This window comes from Neobacillus sp. YIM B06451, from assembly GCF_032667185.1.
GTDB lineage: Bacteria > Bacillota > Bacilli > Bacillales > Cytobacillaceae > Bacillus_D.
In genome coordinates this window covers 189,150-213,297 of record NZ_JAVFKJ010000004.1, presented here as the reverse complement: position 1 = coordinate 213,297, position 24,148 = coordinate 189,150, and the positions used below count along the sequence as shown (strand labels likewise).

Genomic DNA, 24,148 nt, shown 5'->3' with positions numbered 1-24,148 from the left:
GCAGCGTAAAGGTCAACCTACTTTTTTAAAAAAAGTTGACTATTTTTTTATCTTTTGAATGGTAAATAACAGTTGACAGAACTTTCCCATATTATAAGATATGTTTAGAGGCACGAAATAATATGGAGGGATGTTAAATGAACAAAACAATTGAAAAACGCCTTACCCGATCCGAGGTTCCCGAAGAATTAACTTGGGATTTGTCCAGCCTTTTTTCAAGCATGGATGCCTGGGAAGCTGAACTTGAAAGCGTAAGGGAAGACCTGAAAGCTTTTGGACAATATAAAGAAAAGCTTGGAACCGGCGCATCTGTCCTTTTGGAATGCCTGACAGCACAGGAACGCCTGGCTATGAAGCTAATCAAAGTTATGACCTATGCAAGCCTGAACCAATCAGCCGACGGAACGGATCCGCTCAACCAGGCAAATTCCGCACGGGCCGCCCAGGTTAGGACGGAGGCAAATGCAGCACTTTCGTTTATTGATTCCGAAATCCTTTCCCTCCCTGAAGGTGTCATTGAAGCATACATAAATGAGGAACCAGGACTTGAAGCCTTCCGGAAAAACCTTCTAGAACTCCTTGAGGCAAAGAAGCACAGGCTTTCACCGGAAACCGAGGAAACGCTTGCCGCTCTGGGGGAGGTCCATTTAGCTCCTTATACGATTTATAACCTGAGCAAGCTGGCTGATATGGAGTTTTCGCCTATCAAGGATAAGGACGGGAATGAATTGCCTGTTTCATTTGCCTTATTTGAAAACAGGTATGAGTTCTCCTCGGATACCGACCTTCGCAGGAAGGCCTATGATTCTTTTGTAAAAACATTGAAGCAATACAAGAACACAATTGCCGGAACATATGCTACCGAGGTCAAGAAGCAGGTTACTCTCGCGCGTCTCCGGAACTATGAATCCGTTACTCATATGCTCCTTGAGTCGCAAAAAGTGACGATTGAAATGTACAACAACCAGCTAGACATCATTTTCAAAGAGCTGGCTCCGCATATGCGACGCTACGCGAAATTGAAGAAGGAAGTCCTTGGCCTGGATGAATTAAGATTTTGCGATCTGAAGGCTCCTTTCGATCCTGAGTTTAATCCGGAAACGACCTATGAAGAAGCAAGCGAAATTATCATGGAATCGCTTAAAGTAATGGGGCCTGAATACAGCGAAATTATTAAGCGCGGTTTTGAAGAAAGATGGGTCGATCTCGCCGACAACATCGGAAAGTCGACCGGGGCGTTTTGCTCAAGCCCTTACGGAGCCCACCCTTACATTCTTATTACATGGCAGAACAATATGCGCGGCGCGTTCACGCTCGCCCATGAATTCGGCCACGCAGGCCATTTTTACCTTGCGAATAAAGAGCAGCGCATCATGAACACCCGCCCTTCCATGTATTTTGTCGAAGCGCCGTCCACGATGAACGAGATGCTGCTTGCCCAGCACCTAATGGACAAAACCGAAGATGCGCGGATGCGCCGCTGGGTCGTCCTGCAATTGCTCGGAACCTACTACCATAACTTCGTGACACATCTGCTTGAAGGTGAATACCAGCGCCGTGTGTATGCGTTCGCCGAAAAAGGCGGCGCACTGACCGCGAAAAAGCTAACCGAAATAAAGGGAGACGTCCTTTCGGAATTCTGGGGAGACAGCGTTGTTCTTGATGAAGGCGCTAGCCTGACATGGATGCGCCAGCCACACTATTACATGGGACTCTACCCTTATACGTATTCAGCCGGCTTGACCGCCTCAACAGCTGTAGCGAAACTTATAAAAGAAGAAGGCCAGCCTGCCGTTGACCGCTGGCTTGAGGTCCTTCGTGCGGGCGGTACAATGAAGCCACTTGAACTGATGAAGCATGCGGGCGTCGATATGTCCACGCCTCAGCCAATCAAAGATGCGGTCGCTTATGTTGGCTCTCTGATTGATGAACTTGAAAAGTCTTATGATGGACATGAAGGTCGTTAAAACTAAAAAAATGATGGCGTACGGGATTTTCCGTACGCCTTCTTCTATTAAAACTTATTTTAGATTATTACAAGCATTCCAATTCAACGCTGACTGTCGTGCCGATTCCCGCCTGGCTGTCAATTTTCATCTTTCCCCCATGCTCCTGAAGGATTTTATTGCTTACCGTGAGGCCGAGCCCAATCCCCTTGTCCTTCGTCGTATAAAAAGGAGTCCCGAGATACCCGATAATCTCGGGGTCAATGCCAATGCCTTCGTCCTTGAACTTGATAAGGACCCGGTTTTTTTTGACGAGTTGAACCTTAATATACACATTTCCACCATCCGGCATCGCTTCAATGGCATTTTTAAGGAAATTTACAAATACCTGTTTCAACTGATTCTCGCTACACATCATCTCGATGTTTGTAGCCGGATAATTCGTCTTGACCTGGACATTGTGGAGCAAAGCCTGCGGCTGGAGGATGTTAATCGTACTTTCAATGATCGAGTACAGTTGCGCCCTTTTAAACACGATTGCCTGGGGCTTGGCCAATGACATGAACTCATTCACAATGATATCAATCCGTTCAAGCTCATTCTGGATGATGTCCAAATATTCTTCTTGCTTTTCCGCGGAAGTTCCTCCGTGAAGGAGTTTCGAAAAGCCCTTCAATGAGGTAAGAGGATTCCTAATTTCATGGGCAACGCCGGCCGCAAGTTGGCCGATGATGGAAAGCCGGTCAAGATTCCTTAGCGCAGCTTCATTGCGGACACGGTCTGTAATATTCCTGGCAATTGCAAGGAACGTTTCAATCTCATTGCTGTCATTATAGATCGGCGAAACATTATATTCGAGATAAATTGTGTCGCCCTGGACAGTCCTCATTTCTTTTTCAAATAAGATTGGCTCTCCAGTCCTTTCAAATTGCTGAAGAAGGACACTAAAGGAAGCCGCTTCTTCATCCGAAATAAAATCATAAAGGCTCCGTCCAACAATTTGTTCCGGCGGCCTTCCAAACCACTTTTCATGCGAAGGGGAGGCAAAAAGGAAAGTTTTCTTTCGGTTGTTTTTAAAAATACTAATCAGGTCGGTCGTATTTTCAATGATTACCCTGTATAGCTCCCTGCTTTTTTTCAGTTCCCTTTCGAGTTTTATTGATTCGGAAATATCACGGAAAATTCCAATTACCGCCGCAACATCTCCGTTTGAGTCCTTAAAAGGGGAAAAGGAGGCGGCAAGATCAAGAATAGTACCGTTTTTGTGGTAGCCTTCCGTTCTTAGGTTGGTGAATGTCAGCCCCTGCTTTACCTGCTCCAAAATTTCGGTATCCCTTCCCGGATAGCCAAATTCATCAAAATTTTTTCCAAGCAATTCATGTTCCTCATATCCAAAAATAGCCGTATACATCGGATTAACCCTTACAAACTGGTTGTCCATGTCCAAAATAATAAAGCCATCCGGGGTGCAGGTGAAGAACAGGTCGGCCAATTTTTCGGAGTCAATATTCATCATTCCGTTCTTTTTTCCGAAAATAGGGTAGCTTTTGGACATGGCATTTTCCTCCTAATAGTTGAAACTACAATCCACAAAGAGGCGGTGGCCTGTATTGGAACGGCACCTCGCGTTTTTTGGATAATCAGCAATTCAATTTAATTCCATTCTAACCAAAGTGGTGCCATATTGTCGATAATCCGCAGGGGACACTAAAAATAAAAAGTGCCTCAAAGCCGTATTCCGGTTTTTTGGCACTTTCCTTCCCTTCTTACAATTGATAAGACAAATTACCTAAAATCATTATCTATGTGTTACCGCTGAAGAACTTTCCGGTAAAAATCCGTATCAAGGATTTTCGCAGAGAAGTGGAATTTTGCCTGGATAATGGATGAAACGGATTGAATATACTTTTCATCAACAGAAGTGTTGCCCGCCGGAGTAAATTCCCTCGTAACTGAATTGTACTTTCCCCGGTCCGTTATGAAGCTTTTATCAACAAACATGACCAACGGTTCCGAGTTGGAAAAAATGTCCCTTCCCATCAGCAGGCGCGAATCATATTCGAGCCCCAGCAAGTTTGATAGGGTTGGAATGATATCAAGGCTGGATGCAGGCTTATCAATTTTTTCCGGCTTCATTCCTTTTGCATATAAGATGAAGGGACTTTTGTACAGTTCAAACGTTTTATCAACTTTGTGTCCGGCCAATTCATCAATTGTTTCAGCAGAAAGTCCATATGGATAGTGGTCAGCACTCAGCGCAATTAGGGTACGATCCGCTACCCCTTTTTCTTCCAGCCTTTCGAGTAATTGTTCAAGCGCCCGGTCTAGTTCAATCTGAGTGGCCAAATAAGCCTTAGCCTCAGTCGATAGAGGAAGCCCTTCAACCTTTTTTTTATTTTTCCAGGCAATATAATTCCCGGAAAAGTTATATTGCATATGCCCGCTAACTGTCATGTAATAGGTGTGGAACGGCTCGTTACCGATATAATCCGGTACTGTCTTTTCTATCATTTCAAGGTCTGATTCCGGCCAAGTCACCTTCACATCAAGCCCGTTGCCGACGGCTTTGTATTCATAGCCCATATTTGGATGCGATACATCTCTTCCGTAGTATGAATACGTGTGGTTATGGTAGGCCCTTGTTTCGTAGCCCAGTTTCTTTAGCTGGTTTCCCATTGTAAAGGGCATATAATTCCGGCCTGACGCCTTAAAGCTCCATATGCCGCTTTTTGGAATCAGCCCTATACAAGCAACATATTCCCCATCGGATGTGCTTACTCCCCATACTGGATTATAAAAGTTTGTGAAATTATATCCCTCATGGACAAGCTTATACAAAGTGGGGGTAACCTCCTTGTTCACAGCGTAGGGCGAAAAACTCTCAGCAGTAATAAAAATTAAATTATATCCTTTGAATTTTCCTGTATAACGGTTTTTTTCAGTCGGTTCAACCATGCTGAAATACTTATACATATCCTTCAATTCTTTATTCGTTTCTTTAGCCGCGAGTTGTTGAAAATCTATATCCATTACATTGTAACCCCTGGCCTCATTTTCCCATGAAGGACTTTTTGAAGTTGGCCAGTTTCCTGAAGCTCCTGGGGGATTTTTTGTTGAAACTGCTAGCTTTGGCTCCCAGCCGGACAGCTGCCTCTGCATGTCAAGCCTCATGGTGGTAAGAAGCCCAAGCCGATCCACCGAAAGGAGAGGCATGCTGCTTTGGTAGTAAAGGTCATAAGCTGAATTTATCCCTTTCCCGCTGGCCTTTAGCGTGCCAATTCCGGCCAATTGGACCATTACTATGCAGGCTACAATGGATATCCTGTTCAACTTGTCCTGCTTTTGAAAAGATAAATAACGCCCTAAAAAAAGAAAGAGGATGGCGGGCATAACCAATAAGGTCAGCCATAACCCATTTTTCCATGCCAGTGTTCCGATGTCCTTCCAAAACTCTGCAATCTGTCCGCCATTCCCCGCCGAGTAGACTGTATAAAAGGTTTTAAAAAACTTGAAGTAAATAAATTGCGATACGTACAAAAGGGAAACAAGTCCTATCAAAAGAGACGAAACTGCAAACCCCACTCTCCCTTCCATAAAACCGACAATAAAATAAAGAAAGAAGGCTATACCAAGCAAGAAAATGGCCGCCAACAAAAAATCCCTGAGTTGGATTTCCCGAAAGACCCCTTCCCTAAAAACGAATTCCATGAATAGTAGTGAAAAAAACAAATAAAAAAGAAGACCATCCCTCTTTACAAACTCCGCCATGTTCCCCACCCTTTTCCTCGTTTGCCCGTACTGAATTCTTTCCTTGTTTGTACTGGCTGCTTTAAATGTATACTCGGGCAAACAAGATAAAATTACTGCTTAAAATAACGGGTCCAGCTTTCTCACCCAATGTTTCTTTTCCGCTTAGATGGGGATAAGAAATAAGGAAGCAATTTATTAAAAGGAGGGGCAGAAATGGGATTATTGGATGACAAAGTGGCCTTTATTACAGGGGCAAGTTCTGGCATAGGGCGCGCCGCCGCAATTAAGCTTGCCGAAGAAGGCGCAAAAGTCGCGCTAGTTGACGTAAAAGCGGAAAACGGTGATGAGGTTAAAGGCATCATAGAAAAAAAAGGCGGCAGCGCGATTACCGTGGAATGCGATGTTTCAAAGCCGGATGATGTGGAAGCCGCATACAAAAAAACACTGGACGAGTTCGGAAGGCTTGATATTGTCTTTGCGAATGCCGGCATCAATGGCGTAATCGCTCCAATCGAGACACTCGCCCCCGAAGATTGGGACGAGACAATTACCACAAATTTGAAAGGCACCTTCCTGACCGTCAAATATGCGATTCCCTACTTGAAAGGCGAGGGCGGAAGCATTATTATCACAAGTTCGATTAATGGCAACCGCATTTATAAAAATTTTGGTTTTTCCGCCTATAGCACTTCAAAAATCGGCCAGACCGGATTCGGAAGGATGGCTGCCCTTGAACTTGCAAAATACAAAATCCGTGTAAACACCATTTGTCCAGGAGCCATTGAAACAAACATTGATAAAAATACGTTCCCGATAGAGGATGAGCTGGAGGAAATCAAGATTCCGGTTGAATACCCGGAAGGGAGCCAACCGCTCGAAAATGGCCCGGGGAAACCCGAGCAGGTTGCCGACCTTGTATATTTCCTTGCTTCCTCACTTTCTAGCCATATTACCGGGACCGAGATTTACATCGACGGTGCGGAATCACTTTTATAGTAGCTTTATATTGAAAAAAGGGCAGGACCAATTGTGGCCTGCCCTCCCATTACTCTTCTTTAAAAGTGACTTCGCCAATCCCCAAATTCGAATCGATTACAATCACAGTGTCAGATTCCTCAAATGCCTTGTTCACATAAACATTGCTGCTTTTTTTGGTAAAACCCTCCATATCGACTTTGCCAATTCCTTTATCTGTGGTGAGTTTAACCCCGACGTCCTTTGGCAAAATGACTGTCGTTTTGCCAACTCCGAGATTCAATACCGTATGGAAGCCTTTTTCCCGCTTGCCGCCAAGGTTTATTTCAATATCCCCAATGCCGCCGTCAACTTCAAGATTGGACAATTCAACATCCCGCAAATCAAGCTTTGCATCGGATACGCCGGCATTTACCTGCAGGTCGACCGGTACCTCATCTGTTAAGGCAATCTTCCAATTGTTTTCCGCTTTGCCAAAGCTGAAATTCCAAAATCCATTCTTTTGCTGCTCAATGACTGCCTTTCCTTTTTTTCCGGAAAGACGGTAGGAAAGCTCAGGCTTGAACTTTTTGTTCTCAACAACTGTTCCTTCAAGCCATTCATCCGCGCCACCGGTTACTTCAAGTTTGCCAACGCCTAAATTCATTTCAACCTCGAGGCTTTTCGCCTTATCCTTTTCAACAAGGAAATCTTTTTCTTTGCCTCCGCCAAAAATGGCCCCCATTGCGTACTTTGCCGTAAAACCTAGAACGGTTGCGATTAGTAAAACGACCAACAACTTTTTCATCCTTTATTCCCCCACCTACGTTATAGTTTCATATTAATATAGTTGCTGGGTTTCGAATACAGCCCCGTGCCATATTTTTCTATACGGCTTAGGTCTTAGTGAGAATCCGGCTTTTAGGTATAGGATTAAACGTCTGGTATAATTGAATCGGGACTTCGAGTACGTTTTTAGATTCGTCTCTGTCCCGTAAACTCAGGAGTCGAGACTCAGAGCACGTTTTCGGAGAGGCCTGTGTCCCGTAAACCAAAAATGCCGCTCATTAAAAAAGCAGGAACTTCAGATAGTTCCTGCACGAATTCTTATACTATCGCCAAATTATTCTTCTTTTCCAAATCAAGCAAAAATCTCTTCATATCCAAGCCTTCTCGGAACCCGGTCATGCTGCCGTCTTTACCGACCACTCTATGGCAGGGAACAACAATCAACACCGGGTTGGCGCCGATTGCTGAACCAACTGCCCGTACAGCGGTTGGCTTGCCTATCATGTTGGCAATATCGCTGTAACAAACTGTCTCACCGTAAGGAATTTGCCTCAGTGCTTCCCAGACACCTTCCTGAAAGGCTGTCCCACTACTATCCAGCTGCATGGTAAAACCCATTCTCCGCCCTTCAAGATACTCGGAGAACTCCGTTATATAAGGCTTTAGAGGCTCTTCCATTTTGACCAGCCTCGCGCCAGGATACCTTTTTTGGATAAGCGCCTCGCATTCGCTGTCACCACTTCCCGGTGATCCCGCATAACACAGTCCCTTTTCCGTGGCCGCAAGCAGCAAAGGCAAAGATTCATTCTCAAAAATTTCCCAGTATATCACCTTCATGTCCTGTCGTTCCTCCTCCCAATAGGGACCATATTAATCCAAAAAGTAAACTCTCGCCTCAAACGGTTTTAGCGTAAACTCCTTCTTTAACTTGCTTTCATGAATAGAATAGTTGCTTATCGCAAGCCTGCTCGTTTCATACTGGATGGAAGCAGGGATCTTGAATCGGGTCGGTGTCCCGTGGAAATTACAAATAATGATAGCATTTTTCCTCCCCAATGTCCGCGTGTAAACGAAAAGCTTTGGATGGTTTGGATGATACAGCTCATATCTTCCGTAAACAAATAGCGGATTCTCCTTTCGAAGGCGGATGAGCTTTTTATAAAAAGAAAGAATTGAATCTTCATCGGAAAGCTGGCTTTCAACATTGATTTCCCGGTAATTCGGGTTTATCCCGAGCCAGGTTTTTGGCCCTGTCGTGAATCCCGCCATGTGGGAATCATTCCATTGCATAGGGGTTCTCGCATTGTCACGTCCGCGTTTCCAGATGATGTCCATGATTTCTTCGTGCGGGCGGCCCTTAGCTGTTTCCAGTTTGTAATAATTAATCATGCCGACATCGTCATACTCGTCGATGGTAGGAAATTTGACGTTTGTCATCCCGATTTCCTGGCCTTGGTAAATAAAAGGCGTTCCTTTCATCAAGAAGTACATGGCGGCCATCATTTTGGCGCTTTCCTTCCAATACCTCCCGTCATCCCCCCACGTCGAAACACGGCGCGGCTGGTCATGGTTTTCAATAAAGAGTGCGTTCCAGCCCCTGCCCTCAAGGCCTTTTTGCCATTTTGTTAGAACGCGCTTAAGCGCTTTCACATCCACTGAATCCTTGGCTTTTTTATCCCAAAGTTCAAGGAATTCGAATTGGAAAATCATATTGAAATGGCCATTTTCCTCACCGACCCATTTATCGGCGTCTACCACTCTTACCCCGTTTGCCTCTCCTACTGTCATAACATCGTAGTTCTTAATCGTCCTTGCCGAAAACTCGGATAGGAGCTCATCGATCCCATTTACGTTCATCATATAGCCAAAGCACGGCACATAGTCAAGCTTGTTCGGGTTTGGCATATCAGGTAGGCCCGGCCTTTTTTTAATATGGGAGATAGCATCGACCCGGAAGCCGTCAATCCCTTTATCCAGCCACCAATTCACCATGTCGTACAACGCTTCCCTGACTTCGGGATTTTCCCAATTCAGGTCAGGCTGCTTCTCGGAAAAGAGATGCATAAAATACTGTCCGGTTTGCCCATCATATTTCCAAGCGGAGCCACTGAAAATCGATTCCCAGTTGTTCGGCTCTTTCCCGTCTTTTCCGTCCCGCCAAATATACCAATCCCGCTTTGGATTCTCCTTTGAGGACCGGGACTCAATAAACCATGGATGTTCATCACTTGTGTGATTAATGACCAAATCAAGAATCAGTTTCATTCCCCGCTTATGGACTTCCTCCAGTAATTTATCAAAATCATCCAGCGTTCCGAATTCTTCCATAATATCCTGGTAATCTGAAATATCATAGCCGTTATCATCATTCGGCGATTTATACATCGGGGATAGCCAAATGACATCAATCCCTAGTTCCTTCAGGTAATCAAGCTTTAGAATGGCCCCTTGCAGGTCGCCAATCCCATCGCCATTGCTGTCCATAAAGCTGCGGGGATACACTTGGTAAGCGACACTCTCTTTCCACCACTTTTTGCCCATTTCCACACCTCAGAATAAAGAAAATAGTATATATCTAGTTTAGAAATATCTAAAATAAAAATCTCAATAATTGTAGCATATTTCCAGTCATCATACATCGTAACCCCTTAAAGTTTCAATCTATGGAAAAAAGAACCACAAAAGTCGCTTTTTAAATTCAGCCTCTAAAATCTTCATGGAGTAAGTAAAAAGGCAACCACAGCCGGTTGCCTTCAAATAGTTTATGAAATTATGCAGGTTGCCTTCCATTTGCCTCTTCCTGGAGCGGATCTTCCGCCTGCGTGGCACGTTTAATGAAAAATGCAAGGACTAGCGCGACAGCGGCGATGAATGTTGCGATCAGGAACGAGAAGTTAATGCCGTGAAGCATTGCCTCAGTCAAAACTTGCTGCTTCATCTGGGCAAGGACTTCTGGAGTTGCTTGTTCGGCCAACTTCTCCATCGCTTCCTTCGCCTGGGATTCTGTCCGGTTTGTCATAATGGTGACCAGCAGGGCTGTACCAATTGCGCCGGAAACCTGGTTCATTGTATTGTTCATCGCGGTTCCATGTGGATAAAGGCGGGGTGGCAGTTGGTTCAGTCCGTTTGTGGAAACAGGCATCATGACCATCGACATCCCAATGCTGCGCACTGAATACAAAATGAGGAGATGCGTATAAGAGGTTTCCAATGTAAGCCGGCTGAAGTCATACGTTGTAATGACAATAATAGCCAGTCCGATAATGGCAAGCATCCTCCCGCCGACTTTATCAAAAAGGCGGCCGGTAATCGGCGACATAATCGCCATCAAAATCGCTCCTGGCATGAGCAGCAAACCTGCATCCATTGGGGAAATGCCTCTTAAATTCTGTACATAGATAGGCAGAAGGATCATTCCTGAAAAAAGTGCCATATTCACAATCATCGAAATAACAGATGCAAGGGCAAACGCAGGATAGCGGTAAACCCGGAAGTTAAGGAACGGTTTTTCAAGCTTGAGCTGGCGCAAGATAAATATTATCAGGGACAGGACTCCTATAATGATCGTTCCATAAACATAAGGGCTGTCCCAGCCTTTGCTTCCTGCCGAGCTGAACCCGTACAGGAGGCCTCCAAATCCAATGCTCGACAACACGAGCGAAGGAGTTTCAAGCCGTAGATCGACCTTTTCTTTTTTATCACGAAGGAGGAAAAAACCTACCAGGAGGATCGCAATCGCGATTGGCGTTACAAAATGGAAGAGCATCCGCCAGTCGTAATGTTCAATAATCCAGCCTGATAAAGTTGGTCCAATTGCGGGCGCAAACATGAGGATTAAACCAAAGACCCCCATGGCGGTTCCGCGTTTTTCAATCGGGAAGCTGATTAGCATGACATTCATCAATAGAGGCATAAGGATTGCCGAGCCCGAAGCCTGCAGCATCCTCCCTGTCAGCAAAACCGGGAAAACATGCGCGGTCCCTGCGACGATGGTTCCGATTGCGAACAGGCTCATCGCCGCTAGGAACAGCCGTCTGACCGAGTATTTCTGAATCAGGAAAGCTGTGGCTGGAATAAGGATTCCGTTGACAAGCATAAATCCTGTCGTCAGCCATTGGACGGTCGGCGGCTCGACCTTTAAATCGCTCATTATGGAAGGAAGTGCGATATTCAGCAATGTATTATTCAAAAATGCGATAAAGGCGCCAATCATTAGAACGGCTAGAATTCCGTAAGGCGGCCTGCCGTGCTTATTTATTGTTTGGTCCATTGTTGTTCCTCCTGTATACTAGCGGTTCATTGTGCTAGACCATCGTTACACATGCACTTTATCATATACCATCGGTCTAAAATATTCAATAATAAAATCCCGCTCTATTACTGGTCTTTTACACTATTTTTTAAAAGTATAGTATACTTTTTGTACAGGCAGTATAATAAGACCGGGTGATATAAATGAACGATAGAAAACAACATGTTATTGCTACCGCGCATCATCTATTTATTGAAAAAGGATTCCAGTCCACTTCCATCCAGGATATCCTTGATTCTAGCGGAATTTCAAAAGGAACATTTTACAACTACTTTTCCTCAAAGAATGAGCTATTAATCGAGTTAATCAAATCCATTTACAAGCAGCTGGAAACAGACCGGAATGAGTTGCTGATTGGGAAAAATCGCTCGGATATCGGCATTTTCATTAAACAGGTCGAACTGCATTTGAAAACGAACCGTGCGAACAAACTGCTATCCTTATTTGAAGAAGTCATGATGTTAAATGATTCCGACCTAAAGGAATTTCTCAAGCAGAATCATCTGAGGAATGTCCACTGGGTTTTCCGGCGGTTCACGGATATTTTTGGCGATGAAAAAAAGCCTTATCTTCTTGATTGCTCCATCATGTTCATTGGCATGCTCCAATTAAATTTAAAGTTTAATTCCATGGCGTTTGGCACTAGGCTGGGGGTCCACGAAATCGTCCGATACAGTGTTAATCGAATCGTCAACATTGTTCAGGAAGTATCAGAAGCGGATGACAAATTGCTTGATCCATCCCTACTGGAACAGTGGCTTCCGGGCAGTATGAAAGAAAACATGGAATTCGAGCAAAATCTCCACCATATAATTATTTCGATGAAAAAAGCGCTGCATGAAACCAATGACTTTCAAAAATATTATGAGCTATTGGATTTTATTGAAGAAGAACTCCTCCACTCCAAGGAGCCAAGGGGGTTCCTGATTGAAAGTGTGTTAAACTCCCTTAAGGCTGCCGCGCCGGACGAAAAGGCCATTCCGTACATGGCTAAGCTTGAAAAACTTGAAGGGCTTGCATCCCTCATCCTTTCACCCCCGTTTGAAAAAGGCCATTAAACTTATGATTTGCTTTCGGATTCCATCCGGAAGCTTTTTTTATTTCTACGGTTTTGCAATTTCAAACCGATCGCAGCCCCAATCGCATACATACTTATCAGGCAAAAATACATAATAAGGGAATAACAAGATTACCTAATAAGGAAATTGGTGGGCCACTATGTTCAAATGGAAGCGGACGAGTTCACAAAAAAAACAGGAGAAAAGCGAAAAGAAGCTGGCTGATATTCTTGAAGCCGCTAAACGGTCAGCAGACTTTAAATCGTTCTCTCCTCTGGATAACAGCCAGATTACAATTAGCTGCTATACGACATTAATAGATGAGAAGATGCTGCACCGTGTGCTTCTTCCTGCCATCCAGAAGAATTCCGACTTGCTCAGCGATCTACGCGATTTGAAAAACATCGTTCCCTTGGAAGGAATTGAAATTACCGAAGATACGAGTGAAGCAGAGAAAAAACTTAACCAGGGGCACGCTATCCTCCAGTTAAAGGGGGGCGGTAAGTTCGCGCTTATCAACATCGCCAACCCAATGAAAGGCGTGCGCCAAAACAATAAAACTGATAATGAGTTTAGTGTGATTGGGCCTAAACTAGGATTTATCGAAAATCTGGATACCAATTTGCATCTATTGCGGAGACAGCTTGGAACGACTGACCTGGTTGTAGAAGAACACGAGGTGGGAAGCATCTCCAAAACCCGCGTTGCCATCGTTTATTTGAACGGAACAACCAATCCCGAGTTTGTCCAGACAGCAAGGGAACGGGTTAAAAACCTAGATTTTGAGGTCATTCATGACAACACGATTGTTGAACAATTGATATCAGACAATACGTCCACACCATTTCCGCCATTTTTATCAACGGAAAGAGTGGACAAGGCCGCACACTCCCTGATACTCGGCCAGATTGTTATATTGGCGGAAGGTTCCTGTTACGCGATTACCGCTCCTGTTTCAATCGTTGAATTCTTCAATTCTCCCGAAGATTATTATTTATCATGGTTTCAGGGTTCTTTTTTCAGGCTTATCCGCTTTTTCGGAGTGTCTTTTTCTGTTTTCGCCACTCCCATTTATGTAGCCGTCCTGACTTTCCATTATGAAATCATACCGGAAGACTTGCTTGGCCCAATTATTTTTTCCAGGGCAAATGTTCCTTTCCCGCCATTCCTGGAAGTACTCTTTCTTGAAATAACAATTGAACTCCTTAGGGAAGCGGGGGCAAGGCTGCCAAGCAAAATCGGCCAGACACTAGGAATCGTCGGCGGTATCGTCATTGGCCAGGCAACAGTGGAAGCAGCTCTTACAAGTAATATCCTTCTCATTATTGTCGCTTTAGCGGCATTGTCATCGTTTACAACGCCAATTTACAAAATGTCCAATACGATCAGGCTCTTACGGTTCCCGTTTATTTTCATCGCCGCAATTTGGGGCGGATACGGCCTTGCAGTAGGGGTCGTCCTGCTTCTCGGCCATCTTTTACGGCTTAAATCACTTGGAATCCCTTACATGGTCCCATTGTTCCCATTCAGAGCCGCTGGCATTGGTGATGCCTTTATTCGATTGCCTTACTACAAAACAAACAAACGCCCAAGTTACTTACGGACTCAGAAAGACAAACGTTTTTCACCCTCGGAGAGTAGGGATAGGGAAAAAGATATCAATACGGAATAAGAAAAGGCGGGAACCTATGAATCGGAAAACGCTCGTTGTTCTAAGCCTTCTCTCGATGCTCATAGCGGCATGCGAGAGAACGAAGATTGTCGACCAATTGAGCATAGTCAATACAATAGGATTCGACACCCAGGAAGACGGCCAGCTAAGGGCAACTTCCCTTTATCCCGATTATACAAAAAGCAAAAGCCAGGAAAATCTGCAAATAAGGAAGACACGAGGAAATACATCAACTGTGCTGATACAGCGGACAAATGCACAGTCAAAAAATCCAATTGAGTTGTCTAAAACACAGGCCATTGTTTTTGGGGAAGACTTTGCGAAAAAAGGGATTGGGCATATAGTCGATACGGTTTTTAACAATCCAATGATTGCCACCGATATCCAGGTAGCTGTTGTCACTCCGTCGGCAAGCAAATATTTGGAGACAGTCAAAAAAAACGGTTCCCTTACGATTGCAGATACAATTAATCAAAACTATAATACTTCCTCGCTGCCCCGGTCCAACCTTCATATTTTTTTAAACAATTATTATGGACACGGGAGGGACCCATATATGCCCTTTTTGAAACACGGCAGTGAATCAAACGTCTACGTGGATGGAGTAGCGCTTTTCAAGGACGATCAATACAAAGTCTTATTGGACAATAAACAGGTCTTTTTCCTTGGACTCCTGGATGAATACAAACATTCCGGATATTATGAACTTCCCATTAAGAAAGGCTCCAAGAAAGGAACCTTTGTCATACGCACGATGAAAAACAAACCTGAGTGGCTAAATATTAATCCTGGGCCTGAGCCCAAGTTGGATTTGTCCCTGAATGTCTTTGTCGTCATAAGGGAATACCCCGATTGGATTAATTTGCACGAACAAAAAGACATTACTTTCCTGGAGAAAGCCATTAAAAGAAAGTTAAAAACTGAAATTGCAAAGTTAATCAGGATTTGCAAGGAAAATGGAGTCGATCCGCTGGGGCTAGGTGACAGGTTCAGGGCACACGATAGGAATTGGGACGAACAAGAATTTTATAAAGAACAATATAAAAAAATGCAGGTAAACATCAAAATTGAACCAACTGTCATCCAGGCTGGAATCAAGCGATGACGGAAAAGGAGTGGAATGATGATAGCGGTCCAGGAAAGAAATAAGGTTTCACCGTTTTTTCTTTTTTTCCTCCTCCATTGCTCACAGGTAGGTGTAGGGTTGTTAAACTACCAATCCAGAATAGCCGATGGGGCCGGACAGGATGCCTGGGTATCAATCCTCGCGGTCGGAGCGAGCTTGAATATTCTTCTGGCCTTGGGCTTTCGTGCAATCAAAACAAGTTCAGGGGGGGATTTGGCCTCTTTTCAGCTAGAGGCATTTGGAAAATTCTTCGGGAAGCTTGCGAATACCGGACTTGTTTTTTATTTCCTGCTAATGGGTTTCCTGACCGTCTACAACTATGTTGACGTTCTCCAAACCTTTGCGTTTGACAGAATTCCTCTTTGGGAGCTTTCATTCGGGGTTTGCATTGTAATTTACTATATCGTCTTGGGTGGATTCAGGGTTGTTACCGGGCTTGCTTTTTGGGGAGTACTTATCCCGATTTTCATTTTTCTCCCTTTCGCCATGCTTTTTCAATACTTTCAAATACGCAACATCATGCCTATCTTCGCGCATGGCTTTATTGATTACATGCAATCAGCCAAGGAAAGTGCATTTATGTTTACAGGCTTCGAATGTGTGTTTATTTACTTGCCATTTATTAAAAATGGAATCAAATCAACGAAATGGGCCCATTTTGGCTTATTAGCTACAACAATGCTGTATTTCGTCGTTGCGATCATTACTTTTTTATATTACACACAGGGAAAGCTTCTAAGAACCCAATGGGCGACTTTAACTATGATTAAGGTCATTTCGTTTACTGTCGTGGAAAGCTTTGAGTTCATTTTTATTTTTGTGTTTTTTGGTGTGATTGTTTCGACGGTTTGCATCTTCGTATGGTCTAGTACGCGGACGTTAAAAATCACTTTTAACTTTAAGCCTTCCAGGTCGCTATTTGGAATTATGATAGCCTATTTTGCATTAAATATTGGGCTTGAGGACATCATGTTCGGGAGGAAGCTTAATCATATAGTCACTTATGTATGCCTCACCTTTTTCTATGGCTACATTCCGTTTATCTTTTTGGTTAGCCTTATTAAAAGGAGGCTCGACCGGCGGAAGGAGGTGAAGTGTTAATTTCCAAATAAATAAAGCCAGCTCCCTCCGTTAGGAGAAACTGGCCCAGTTTTAGATATCCAACTCTTTATCTTTTATTCTTCTTTCCGTTTCCTTTTGAAAGCCTTCCTGCCAGGAATGCGCCCGCAGCCAGGCCAAGCATTGTATTCGTCTTTTTGTTGAACACTTGCTTGAATACAAGGTTCAGGTTCTGCGGCCTTTCGGCTAGGCGGCGCATAAAGTAGCCGTACCAATCTTTCCCGAATGGCACGTATGTGCAGAAGTTGTAGCCTTCTTTGGCAAGCTGAAGCTGAAGCTCGCGGCGGAAACCGTACAGCATCTGGAATTCGAATTTGTCATTCGGGATATTGTGTTCCTTAACAAATCGCTTCACATGGTTGATGATGTTATGGTCATGGGTGGCAATGGAAGTGAATTTCCCGTTCAACAGGTGCCACTCAATGATGCGGACATAGTTAGCATCAATGTCCTTTTTATCCTGGTATGCGATGTCTGCAGGCTCCTTGTATGCGCCTTTTACGAGGCGAATCCTCATGTTCTTATATTTTTCAACCTGCTCTTGCGCATCGTGCAGATATGACTGGATAACGGTCCCGACATTTTCGTAGTCAGCCGAAAGAAGATCGACGAGTCCAAGAGTCGCATCAAGATGGCCGGAATCCTCCATATCGATATTGACAAAAATCCTATACTCGTTTGCTTTCGCAACGATTTCCCGTACATTTTGCACACAGAAATCAAAGTCGATATCAAGGCCGACCTGGGTAGGCTTAAGCGAGATATGCGCATCCACTTGATGATCCTGGATAGCCTGAATAACCTTTAAAATTTGCTCTTTGGCTTCAGTCGCTTCTTCCTCTTTGAATACGAATTCTCCAAGATTGTCAACGGTTGCAGAAATCCCGTGTCTATTAAGCTCTTTAATGCTCTCGATTGTTTCCTCAATCGTTGTCCCTGCGACAACGTTTTGCGCGCCTAGTTTCAGTCCGTAATTTTTAGCTGCCGTGTTTAGCATTTGGTTTTTAGAAAGTCCAATAAACAAGTCTCTTAGCATCGCTTCTGCTCCTTGTTGTTTTTCTTTTATTATATCATGCCTCTTTTCAAAATTAGCATATTTAAAATAATTGAAATTTTTTCAAAATAGTTTTCTATCATATACACTATGGATAAATAATGGCTTTCTCAAAGCTGTCAGGCTATAGGCCAAGCCGGCCTATCTCCTTGGCAAGCGCTTGTTTTACCGGTGGGAAATAAGGCTTTTTAAAACCATAGGCAAAAAGCTTTTTGGTTTCAATGAAACGCTCATCTCTATCGTTCGCCCCCATGACAACACTGATCAGCCTCGTGCCGCCATTTTCCGCCGTTCCCGCGAAACAATAACCAGCGGCATTTGTAAAACCGGTTTTCAGCCCGTCCACGCCTTTAAAAGAAAAATCCAGATTATGTAGCATCGAGTTTGTTGTAAAAATAACCGACCCGTCATACTGGAGTGTGTAATCCGGCAAGCTTGAAATGGCCAGGATATCGGGGTAATCCGCTATAAGTCTGCCCGCCAATATGGCAACATCCCTGGCCGTCATTTTAGATTCATGCCCGTTCCGATTTGCAAGGCCGGTCGCATTTACAAAGCGGGTATGTTCCGAAAGCCCGATATCCCTTGCTTTTTGATTCATCCATTCTGTGAATTCAGCTTCGGTGCCTGCAGCCTTTTCAGCCAGGGCGACAGCTGCATTGTTGGCCGAGGCGATTTCCATTGCCATGAATAAATCCCGTACTGTAAGTGTATCTCCTGCTTTCACGGGAATCGCGACCCCTTCACTGTTAGCTGCATTGTCACTGATTATTACTTCATCATTCCAACCGAATGTACCTAACTGCATTTTCTCCAAGACCAGATAGGCTGTCATCAACTTAGTCATACTAGCAGCGGGGAATGGCGTGTCCTCATTTTTTGCGAACAGGACATCCTTAGTTTCCGAGTCGATTAAAATCACCGCCCTTGCGTGTACATCCGGGCCATTTATGTAAAAGGCTGAATAGCCCACTCCCGCCAACATGGCAATAATCAAAACGGCGAATGCCGCAAACCTGCGCATCTTTTTCATGTGGTTCACTCCTTTACCTGTCATAACCCCTTTCAAGTAATATGGAATGACAGGTCGCCCTCCTTGGCTCATACTTGATTATTTTCACTGATTTTTTGATAGTTTTAGCGCCATTCGCCCGAGTCTTGGATCAGCCTCGAGTATCCCAAGCCGCCCTAGTACAGCCATCATGAAATCATAATGGGCGTATCCTCGTGCAGAAATGATTTTTTCGCTGGAGACTACATCGCAATCACAATAACCATCTTCGGGAAAATAGCTTGAGAATCTGTCTTTCATATGCGGCATGGTTGTATACTCTCCATCAAAGATTCCTGCGGAAGCGATAATGATGGTAGAAGCACAGCTTGCCGCGATTAGCCCTTTAAAGGTTTGAAGAAAAAGATGCAATTCCTTATTTTCAAGAAGCGACTCGGGCATCGCACCGCCTGCCCCGGGAAGAAGGAGCATCTCAAACTCGTTTGCATCCCGTCCTTCCAATGCTTCGGATGCCACGTATAAACCGCCATCAGTCCGTACCAGCCCTCCCCCAATTGATAGAGTCTCAATCTCATACCCATTGTTGTTTAAAAACTTTTGCAAGAGGGCCACCTGCCAAATTGCAAAATCTTCAAAAACAATAAACCCAACCTTTTTCATGCCCATTCCCCCAATAAAGTTCACTTTTTCCTTTTTCCAACGAGCCTATCTCCATAAAAACACACTATTGCAATCCTCCAGAAAACCTTTAAGAAATATGCTTTGCATTTTTTGGACAATAGAAAACAGGGACCAGTAATTTGGCCCCTGCATTTTTCGAATTATTCCTTGGAAAATTCAATAGTACTTCTTACTGTATCTATTGGACGTACCATTGCTTCAATTTGTTCCCGTTTCGGTTCAAGAAATGGTGGGAGAGACAATTTTTCTCCAAGTGTTTCGTATGGCTCATCACCCATGAAGCCTGGTCCATCCGTCGCAAATTCAAAGAGAATTTGCGGTGCGACCCTTACATAGAGCGACTTGAAGAAAAAGCGGTCAATCAGCCCGGATGTCTGGAAGCCGAAGCTCTCCATCCGTTTCATCCAATGTTCAAGCACCGATCCATCCTCCACCCTGAATGCGGCATGATGGACTGTCCCAAACCCTTGGAACGCCTGCGGGAGTACTGTGTTTGCTTCGACTACAATTCCGGCGCCGTTTCCTCCTTCACCGACTTCGAATAAGTGGAGGGGTCCGTCCTGCGCAACTTCTTTGAATTCCATTACCTTTTCAACTACTTGTTTAAAATAATCGTAATGCGCCGTACGTACATATATTGGTCCAAGGCCGGTGATGGCATATTCAAGCGGGATAGGCCCTTTTTGCCATGGAGTACCTGGCGAAACCCCTTTAACGTTTTCGTCCGAAACTAACTGGTAGTGCTGGTCGTCAAAATCAACAAACGGCAGCGTCTTTCTGCCAAATTGCTCCTTGATTCCGCTATGGCTGACCCCCATCCTGTCAAAACGCTCTAACCAGTACTCAATAGCTGCATCACTTGGCACCCGGAAGGATGTTTTATAAATTTCATTCGTGCCATGGCTGCCCTTTGGAATGCCAGGAAAGTCAAAAAAAGTCATATCTGTTCCCGCGCTGCCAACATCGTCCGCGAAAAATAAATGATATGTTTGGATGTCATCCTGGTTGACTGTTTTTTTGACTAGCCGCATGCCCAGAACATACGTAAAAAACTCATAATTCTTTTCGGCGCTGCTAGTAATGGCCGTTACATGGTGTATACCTTTTAATCGATTCATTATAAAAACCTCCATAAGGTGCTTTGTTTTTTCGCTTACTGTCAATTTACCCTTAATAGAAATATCTTTAATTCGAGATAAATTTATCATGAATTTATACATCTGTCAATGTAAAGAGCCTCTTAGTAATGAGGCCCTGTGGATTGTTGAAGTTGTTTCAATTCCTTTGTCGCAGCGATTGCGTTGATTAAAGTATTCGCTTGCTTAATCATGTCGCCTTTCCCCTGTAGATGGAGATACATAATCCTGGGGCGTTCATTCATATGGTGGTTATGAAGAGCGGTTACTTCCAATCCACCTTTTCTTAGTGCGTCAATTACAGGATTGACTTCTTCTTCAAGCAGGGCCATTTCACCCATAACAGCTGTCTGGCCGTCCGCTTTTTCAAAAGCAAAATCAAAGGCGAGATCGATTGATTCCGGAGATATTTTGTTCCCCATTAGTGCGACGTCCAGGTTTTTTCGGGTTATATCAACCTTACACACTCCGTCTTTTTCCTTCACCTTTACTTTAAAAATCTGTTCGAGTGTTTTGCAATCAGGACTTTGCTTTGCAGATGCTTCTTCCGGCGGCAAAATAATGCTCAAAAATAATCCGGCTATTATCAATAGTTTTTTCATTTGGCACCTCCATTGTTAGGATGCCCTTGTTGCTTAGCCATATGTAAAAAACCCTGCAGGACTAAAATTCCCCCAGGGCTTAGCCACCCCCATCAGGAATGACTATCGGATTAACTTCATTCCCCCCGTTTCCGCCACCGCCGTTGTAATATTGCGGCACTTTTCCAGGCAAGAAAAGATCGCCTATCATAATTGAGTTCGTAACCTCAATCTCTTTTCCGATCAAAGGGATAATGACGCCCATTTGGACATGGGTTTTTACGTAAATCTCAAGGTATGTGTTGTTTATCCCTGTTTCTCTTATTTTCGTTTCAATATTGGCAGTAACATCACCGATTATCTCAAACCGGACCGGTACTTTAGGGCCTAGATTTGAAAATAATGTATTATCCGTAGCCATTCCAATTGGGATTTCATATATTAAGCCTTGCTGTTTCTTTGATTCTCCGGAGTTAAATTCCTTGAAGGCCTCAAGTTCTTCAATATTCCCTGACTCGAGCAGGTTTAAATATCGCTGTATCCTTGTGGTTATCTCAGATATTACCCGGGTATATACCTTGGGGTTAAAGCTATAACCTACCTCATTGGAATTATTATGGACGATAATTAGTTCTTCTACATCAACATTTTCCACAACATACTGAGCTATGGATTTGTTTACTGCCTGAGATGCAAACTCTCTAGCCTTTGTCTCGGCAATTTTTATTAATCTAGGTTCAATTTGTTTGTTAATGATGTTTAAGCTTTGATACGTGACTAAAACAAATACTATAAAGGTTATTAATAAAACATGGCTTAATGGCAGCGGTCCCCGCCTGCGATAGCTCCTTCTGATCTTCCTCAACTGGGACCCTCCCCTGCATTTTAGGCTATTATTTGTATATGCTACGGACTCTTTTTGTAGTACGTAGAGGTTTTTATCATGCTACCGTGCGGTATTACTTTCCATCCGTTTTACAAAAGCCAATAAAGGGAATATCATCACAAATGCTTTAAGAAACTAGGTGTGAATGATATGAGAAAATCGGTTATTTGTCTTTTGGTTTTACTGATGGCAAGCATTCCTTCCCATGCTTATGGGAGCGAAAACAGCAAATCTACTGAAGTAGTCATTTCGTATGATGGGATGCGCCAGGACTTTTTAGAAGCTTATATGAAGAAGGGGATCATGCCCAATTTTAAAAAGATAGAAGATAAAGGAATGTATGCAAATAATATACAAACTATTTTTCCTTCGTTAACGTCAGCCTCCCATGCTGCGATTGCAACGGGAACGAAGCCAAGTGAATCCGGCATGGTCAGCAACGAAATCCATAAACCAGATAAAAAATTGACGAACCGGGACAGCGCCTTTTTTTCCCCGCTCGATTCCGAACCCGTTTGGTCTGTGGCTCGTAAAAAAGGAAAGACAACTGCCACGATCCTCTTTCCAGGTTCAAATCCAACATTCAACTATCAAGCTGATTACGCAATTTATTATGGGGAGACTTGGGCTGAAAGCGATTTGGCCAAACTTGATTTTCACAAAACGGAATCAAAGAAGTCGAATCAAAAAGCCAGTATTACATTGAAAATGAGCAAAAACGATACACGTACTATCTATATCGTTGCTTTCAAATCCACAAAGGGCCAGAAAGGAAATTACGATACCTTTCACGTTTCATTGGATCCAAAAATGAAAGATGCACAGACTGTAAAATTGAACAAATGGGGCTCTCTATCATTTTTGACTAAAACGAACGAGTTGGCGGGATTTTCTTTTAAAATAAAAGCGAATAAACCAGATCTTTCCGACGCCAAAATGTATCGGACGGCAGTGACGTCAGCAATCATTGAGGGACCGGGAGATTTTAAAAATGACATCAATAGGAAGTTCGGCTACTTCCCAGTCCAGGATGATGACGAAGCATTGGACAACAACTGGATTACCCGGAAGGAATATGAGGAGATTAGTACGCGCTTCGCGCAATGGACAACAGATGTATCTTTATATATTAAGGATCGTTACAAGCCGGACATCCTGTTCTTTTATTATCCACAGGTAGACCATGAATCGCACAACTACCTCCTTGTTGACCCGAGGCAGCCTGGCTATTCAAAGGAAAAGTCCGAACGCTATATGAATTATATCCGCTGGTCTTACCGCTTATCCGATGAAATGCTGGGACAAGTCCTTTCGAAGCTAAATAAACATGACCGCATTTATCTTGTATCCGATCACGGAATGGAGCCAGTCCATTCTCGCCTTTCTCCAAATGAGGAATTGGAAAAGGAAGGGTTACTCGTAAAGGATGGCGATGGGGAAATTGATTACAAAAAATCAAAAGCGTTTGCTGTTGCCAGTGGGTCGATCGCGCAGGTTTATATAAACTTAAAAGGACGGGAAAAAGAGGGGATTGTCGAACAAAGGGATTATGACTCTCTCCAAAAAAGGATCGCTGATATTTTTGAGAATGCGAAAGTTGAAAAAAAGAAAATCAAACTCGGGAATTATTTGTCCTTCGTATCCGCTCAATTATCGGACAACGATACTACGATTAAAGAAGATTTTTCCAAATCCGTAAAGGCCATAAAAAATACTGTACTATTCTCTCCTGTGAAGCAACTAGTCTCACCATATGAAAAGGTCATCAAAATCCGCAACAGCCATGAAAACACAGGTGATGTTCTATTAGTCGCCCAAAAAGGCTATTATATGGCCCAGGGCGATGGCAACAAAGTTATGACGGTTAATGATCTTGGCAACCATGGGGGCGACCCAGCCCGAAAAGAGTTAATCCCTATCTTTATGGCAGCCGGGAAAGGAATAACCCAGGGAGAGATTGAATCAGAAATTACAACTTTGGACATTGCCCCTACATTATATAAATTTATGCAAATTGATATACCGGACTTTATTGATGGGAAACCAATTCCAGAGCTGACAGAAAACTAATG

The 24,148-nt window shown here is 43.7% G+C and carries 19 protein-coding genes; 7 read left to right on the top strand and 12 right to left on the bottom strand.

Annotation, left to right across the window (positions count from 1 at the left end; genetic code table 11):
• Nucleotides 1-137 precede the first annotated feature (137 nt).
• Nucleotides 138-1,967, top strand: coding sequence for an oligoendopeptidase F (pepF, locus tag RB160_RS10735; protein ID WP_316570273.1), 1,830 nt, complete (start codon nucleotides 138-140; stop codon nucleotides 1,965-1,967).
• A gap of 67 nt (nucleotides 1,968-2,034) precedes the next feature.
• Here pepF and RB160_RS10730 read toward each other — a convergent pair whose 3' ends face one another.
• Nucleotides 2,035-3,501 carry a PAS domain-containing sensor histidine kinase gene (locus RB160_RS10730; protein WP_316570272.1) on the bottom strand — a complete coding sequence of 489 codons (1,467 nt, stop codon included), beginning with the start codon at nucleotides 3,499-3,501 and terminating at the stop codon, nucleotides 2,035-2,037.
• Nucleotides 3,502-3,755: 254 nt separating this feature from the next.
• On the bottom strand, nucleotides 3,756-5,714 hold the full coding sequence (locus RB160_RS10725; protein WP_316570271.1) for an LTA synthase family protein: 1,959 nt from the start codon (nucleotides 5,712-5,714) through the stop codon (nucleotides 3,756-3,758).
• Nucleotides 5,715-5,909: 195 nt separating this feature from the next.
• On the opposite strand from RB160_RS10725, the gene RB160_RS10720 reads away from it, so the two are divergent.
• Complete coding sequence (locus RB160_RS10720; protein WP_316570270.1) at nucleotides 5,910-6,692, top strand: SDR family oxidoreductase; 783 nt, start codon at nucleotides 5,910-5,912, stop codon at nucleotides 6,690-6,692.
• A 49-nt stretch (nucleotides 6,693-6,741) separates the two neighbouring features.
• Here the strand turns inward: RB160_RS10720 and RB160_RS10715 are convergent, their stop codons facing one another.
• The 4 genes from RB160_RS10715 to RB160_RS10700 all read right to left on the bottom strand — a co-directional run bounded on the left by RB160_RS10715 (nucleotide 6,742) and on the right by RB160_RS10700 (nucleotide 11,709).
• Nucleotides 6,742-7,458, bottom strand: coding sequence for a toast rack family protein (locus RB160_RS10715; RefSeq protein WP_316570269.1), 717 nt, complete (start codon nucleotides 7,456-7,458; stop codon nucleotides 6,742-6,744).
• Nucleotides 7,459-7,757: 299 nt separating this feature from the next.
• The gene (locus tag RB160_RS10710; RefSeq protein WP_316570268.1) at nucleotides 7,758-8,276 is read right to left on the bottom strand and encodes a methylated-DNA--[protein]-cysteine S-methyltransferase; all 519 of its coding nucleotides are present in this window, start codon (nucleotides 8,274-8,276) and stop codon (nucleotides 7,758-7,760) included.
• A gap of 33 nt (nucleotides 8,277-8,309) precedes the next feature.
• Nucleotides 8,310-9,980 (bottom strand): glycoside hydrolase family 13 protein, encoded by a 1,671-nt coding sequence (locus tag RB160_RS10705; protein WP_316570267.1) that lies wholly within the window; start codon nucleotides 9,978-9,980, stop codon nucleotides 8,310-8,312.
• Between the two features lie 229 nt (nucleotides 9,981-10,209).
• Nucleotides 10,210-11,709, bottom strand: coding sequence for a DHA2 family efflux MFS transporter permease subunit (locus RB160_RS10700; RefSeq protein WP_316570266.1), 1,500 nt, complete (start codon nucleotides 11,707-11,709; stop codon nucleotides 10,210-10,212).
• 185 nt (nucleotides 11,710-11,894) lie between these two features.
• Here RB160_RS10700 and RB160_RS10695 point away from each other — a divergent pair, with 185 nt between their 5' ends.
• From RB160_RS10695 to RB160_RS10680, 4 genes are all read left to right on the top strand, one after another.
• Nucleotides 11,895-12,809 carry a TetR/AcrR family transcriptional regulator gene (locus RB160_RS10695; protein WP_316570265.1) on the top strand — a complete coding sequence of 305 codons (915 nt, stop codon included), beginning with the start codon at nucleotides 11,895-11,897 and terminating at the stop codon, nucleotides 12,807-12,809.
• A 160-nt stretch (nucleotides 12,810-12,969) separates the two neighbouring features.
• On the top strand, nucleotides 12,970-14,481 hold the full coding sequence (locus RB160_RS10690; protein ID WP_316570264.1) for a spore germination protein: 1,512 nt from the start codon (nucleotides 12,970-12,972) through the stop codon (nucleotides 14,479-14,481).
• 16 nt (nucleotides 14,482-14,497) lie between these two features.
• The gene (locus tag RB160_RS10685) at nucleotides 14,498-15,586 is read left to right on the top strand and encodes a Ger(x)C family spore germination protein (RefSeq protein WP_316570263.1); all 1,089 of its coding nucleotides are present in this window, start codon (nucleotides 14,498-14,500) and stop codon (nucleotides 15,584-15,586) included.
• 15 nt (nucleotides 15,587-15,601) lie between these two features.
• Nucleotides 15,602-16,708, top strand: coding sequence for a GerAB/ArcD/ProY family transporter (locus RB160_RS10680; protein ID WP_316570262.1), 1,107 nt, complete (start codon nucleotides 15,602-15,604; stop codon nucleotides 16,706-16,708).
• 67 nt (nucleotides 16,709-16,775) lie between these two features.
• Here RB160_RS10680 and RB160_RS10675 read toward each other — a convergent pair whose 3' ends face one another.
• The 6 genes from RB160_RS10675 to yunB form a co-directional block, all read right to left on the bottom strand.
• Nucleotides 16,776-17,762 (bottom strand): proline dehydrogenase family protein, encoded by a 987-nt coding sequence (locus RB160_RS10675; protein WP_316570261.1) that lies wholly within the window; start codon nucleotides 17,760-17,762, stop codon nucleotides 16,776-16,778.
• Between the two features lie 142 nt (nucleotides 17,763-17,904).
• Nucleotides 17,905-18,813, bottom strand: a complete 909-nt coding sequence (locus RB160_RS10670) for a D-alanyl-D-alanine carboxypeptidase family protein (RefSeq protein WP_316570260.1) — start codon at nucleotides 18,811-18,813, stop codon at nucleotides 17,905-17,907.
• An 84-nt stretch (nucleotides 18,814-18,897) separates the two neighbouring features.
• Entirely contained in the window at nucleotides 18,898-19,452 is a 555-nt protein-coding gene (locus tag RB160_RS10665; RefSeq protein WP_316570259.1) for a DJ-1/PfpI family protein, read from the bottom strand.
• 161 nt (nucleotides 19,453-19,613) lie between these two features.
• Complete coding sequence (locus RB160_RS10660) at nucleotides 19,614-20,591, bottom strand: ring-cleaving dioxygenase (protein ID WP_396954704.1); 978 nt, start codon at nucleotides 20,589-20,591, stop codon at nucleotides 19,614-19,616.
• A 122-nt stretch (nucleotides 20,592-20,713) separates the two neighbouring features.
• A complete protein-coding gene (locus RB160_RS10655; RefSeq protein WP_316570258.1) occupies nucleotides 20,714-21,211 on the bottom strand; it encodes a DUF1259 domain-containing protein in 498 nt (165 codons plus the stop codon).
• Nucleotides 21,212-21,290: 79 nt separating this feature from the next.
• Nucleotides 21,291-22,055 carry a sporulation protein YunB gene (gene yunB, locus RB160_RS10650; RefSeq protein ID WP_316570257.1) on the bottom strand — a complete coding sequence of 255 codons (765 nt, stop codon included), beginning with the start codon at nucleotides 22,053-22,055 and terminating at the stop codon, nucleotides 21,291-21,293.
• Nucleotides 22,056-22,226: 171 nt separating this feature from the next.
• On the opposite strand from yunB, the gene RB160_RS10645 reads away from it, so the two are divergent.
• A complete protein-coding gene (locus RB160_RS10645; protein ID WP_316570256.1) occupies nucleotides 22,227-24,146 on the top strand; it encodes an alkaline phosphatase family protein in 1,920 nt (639 codons plus the stop codon).
• Nucleotides 24,147-24,148 lie beyond the last annotated feature (2 nt).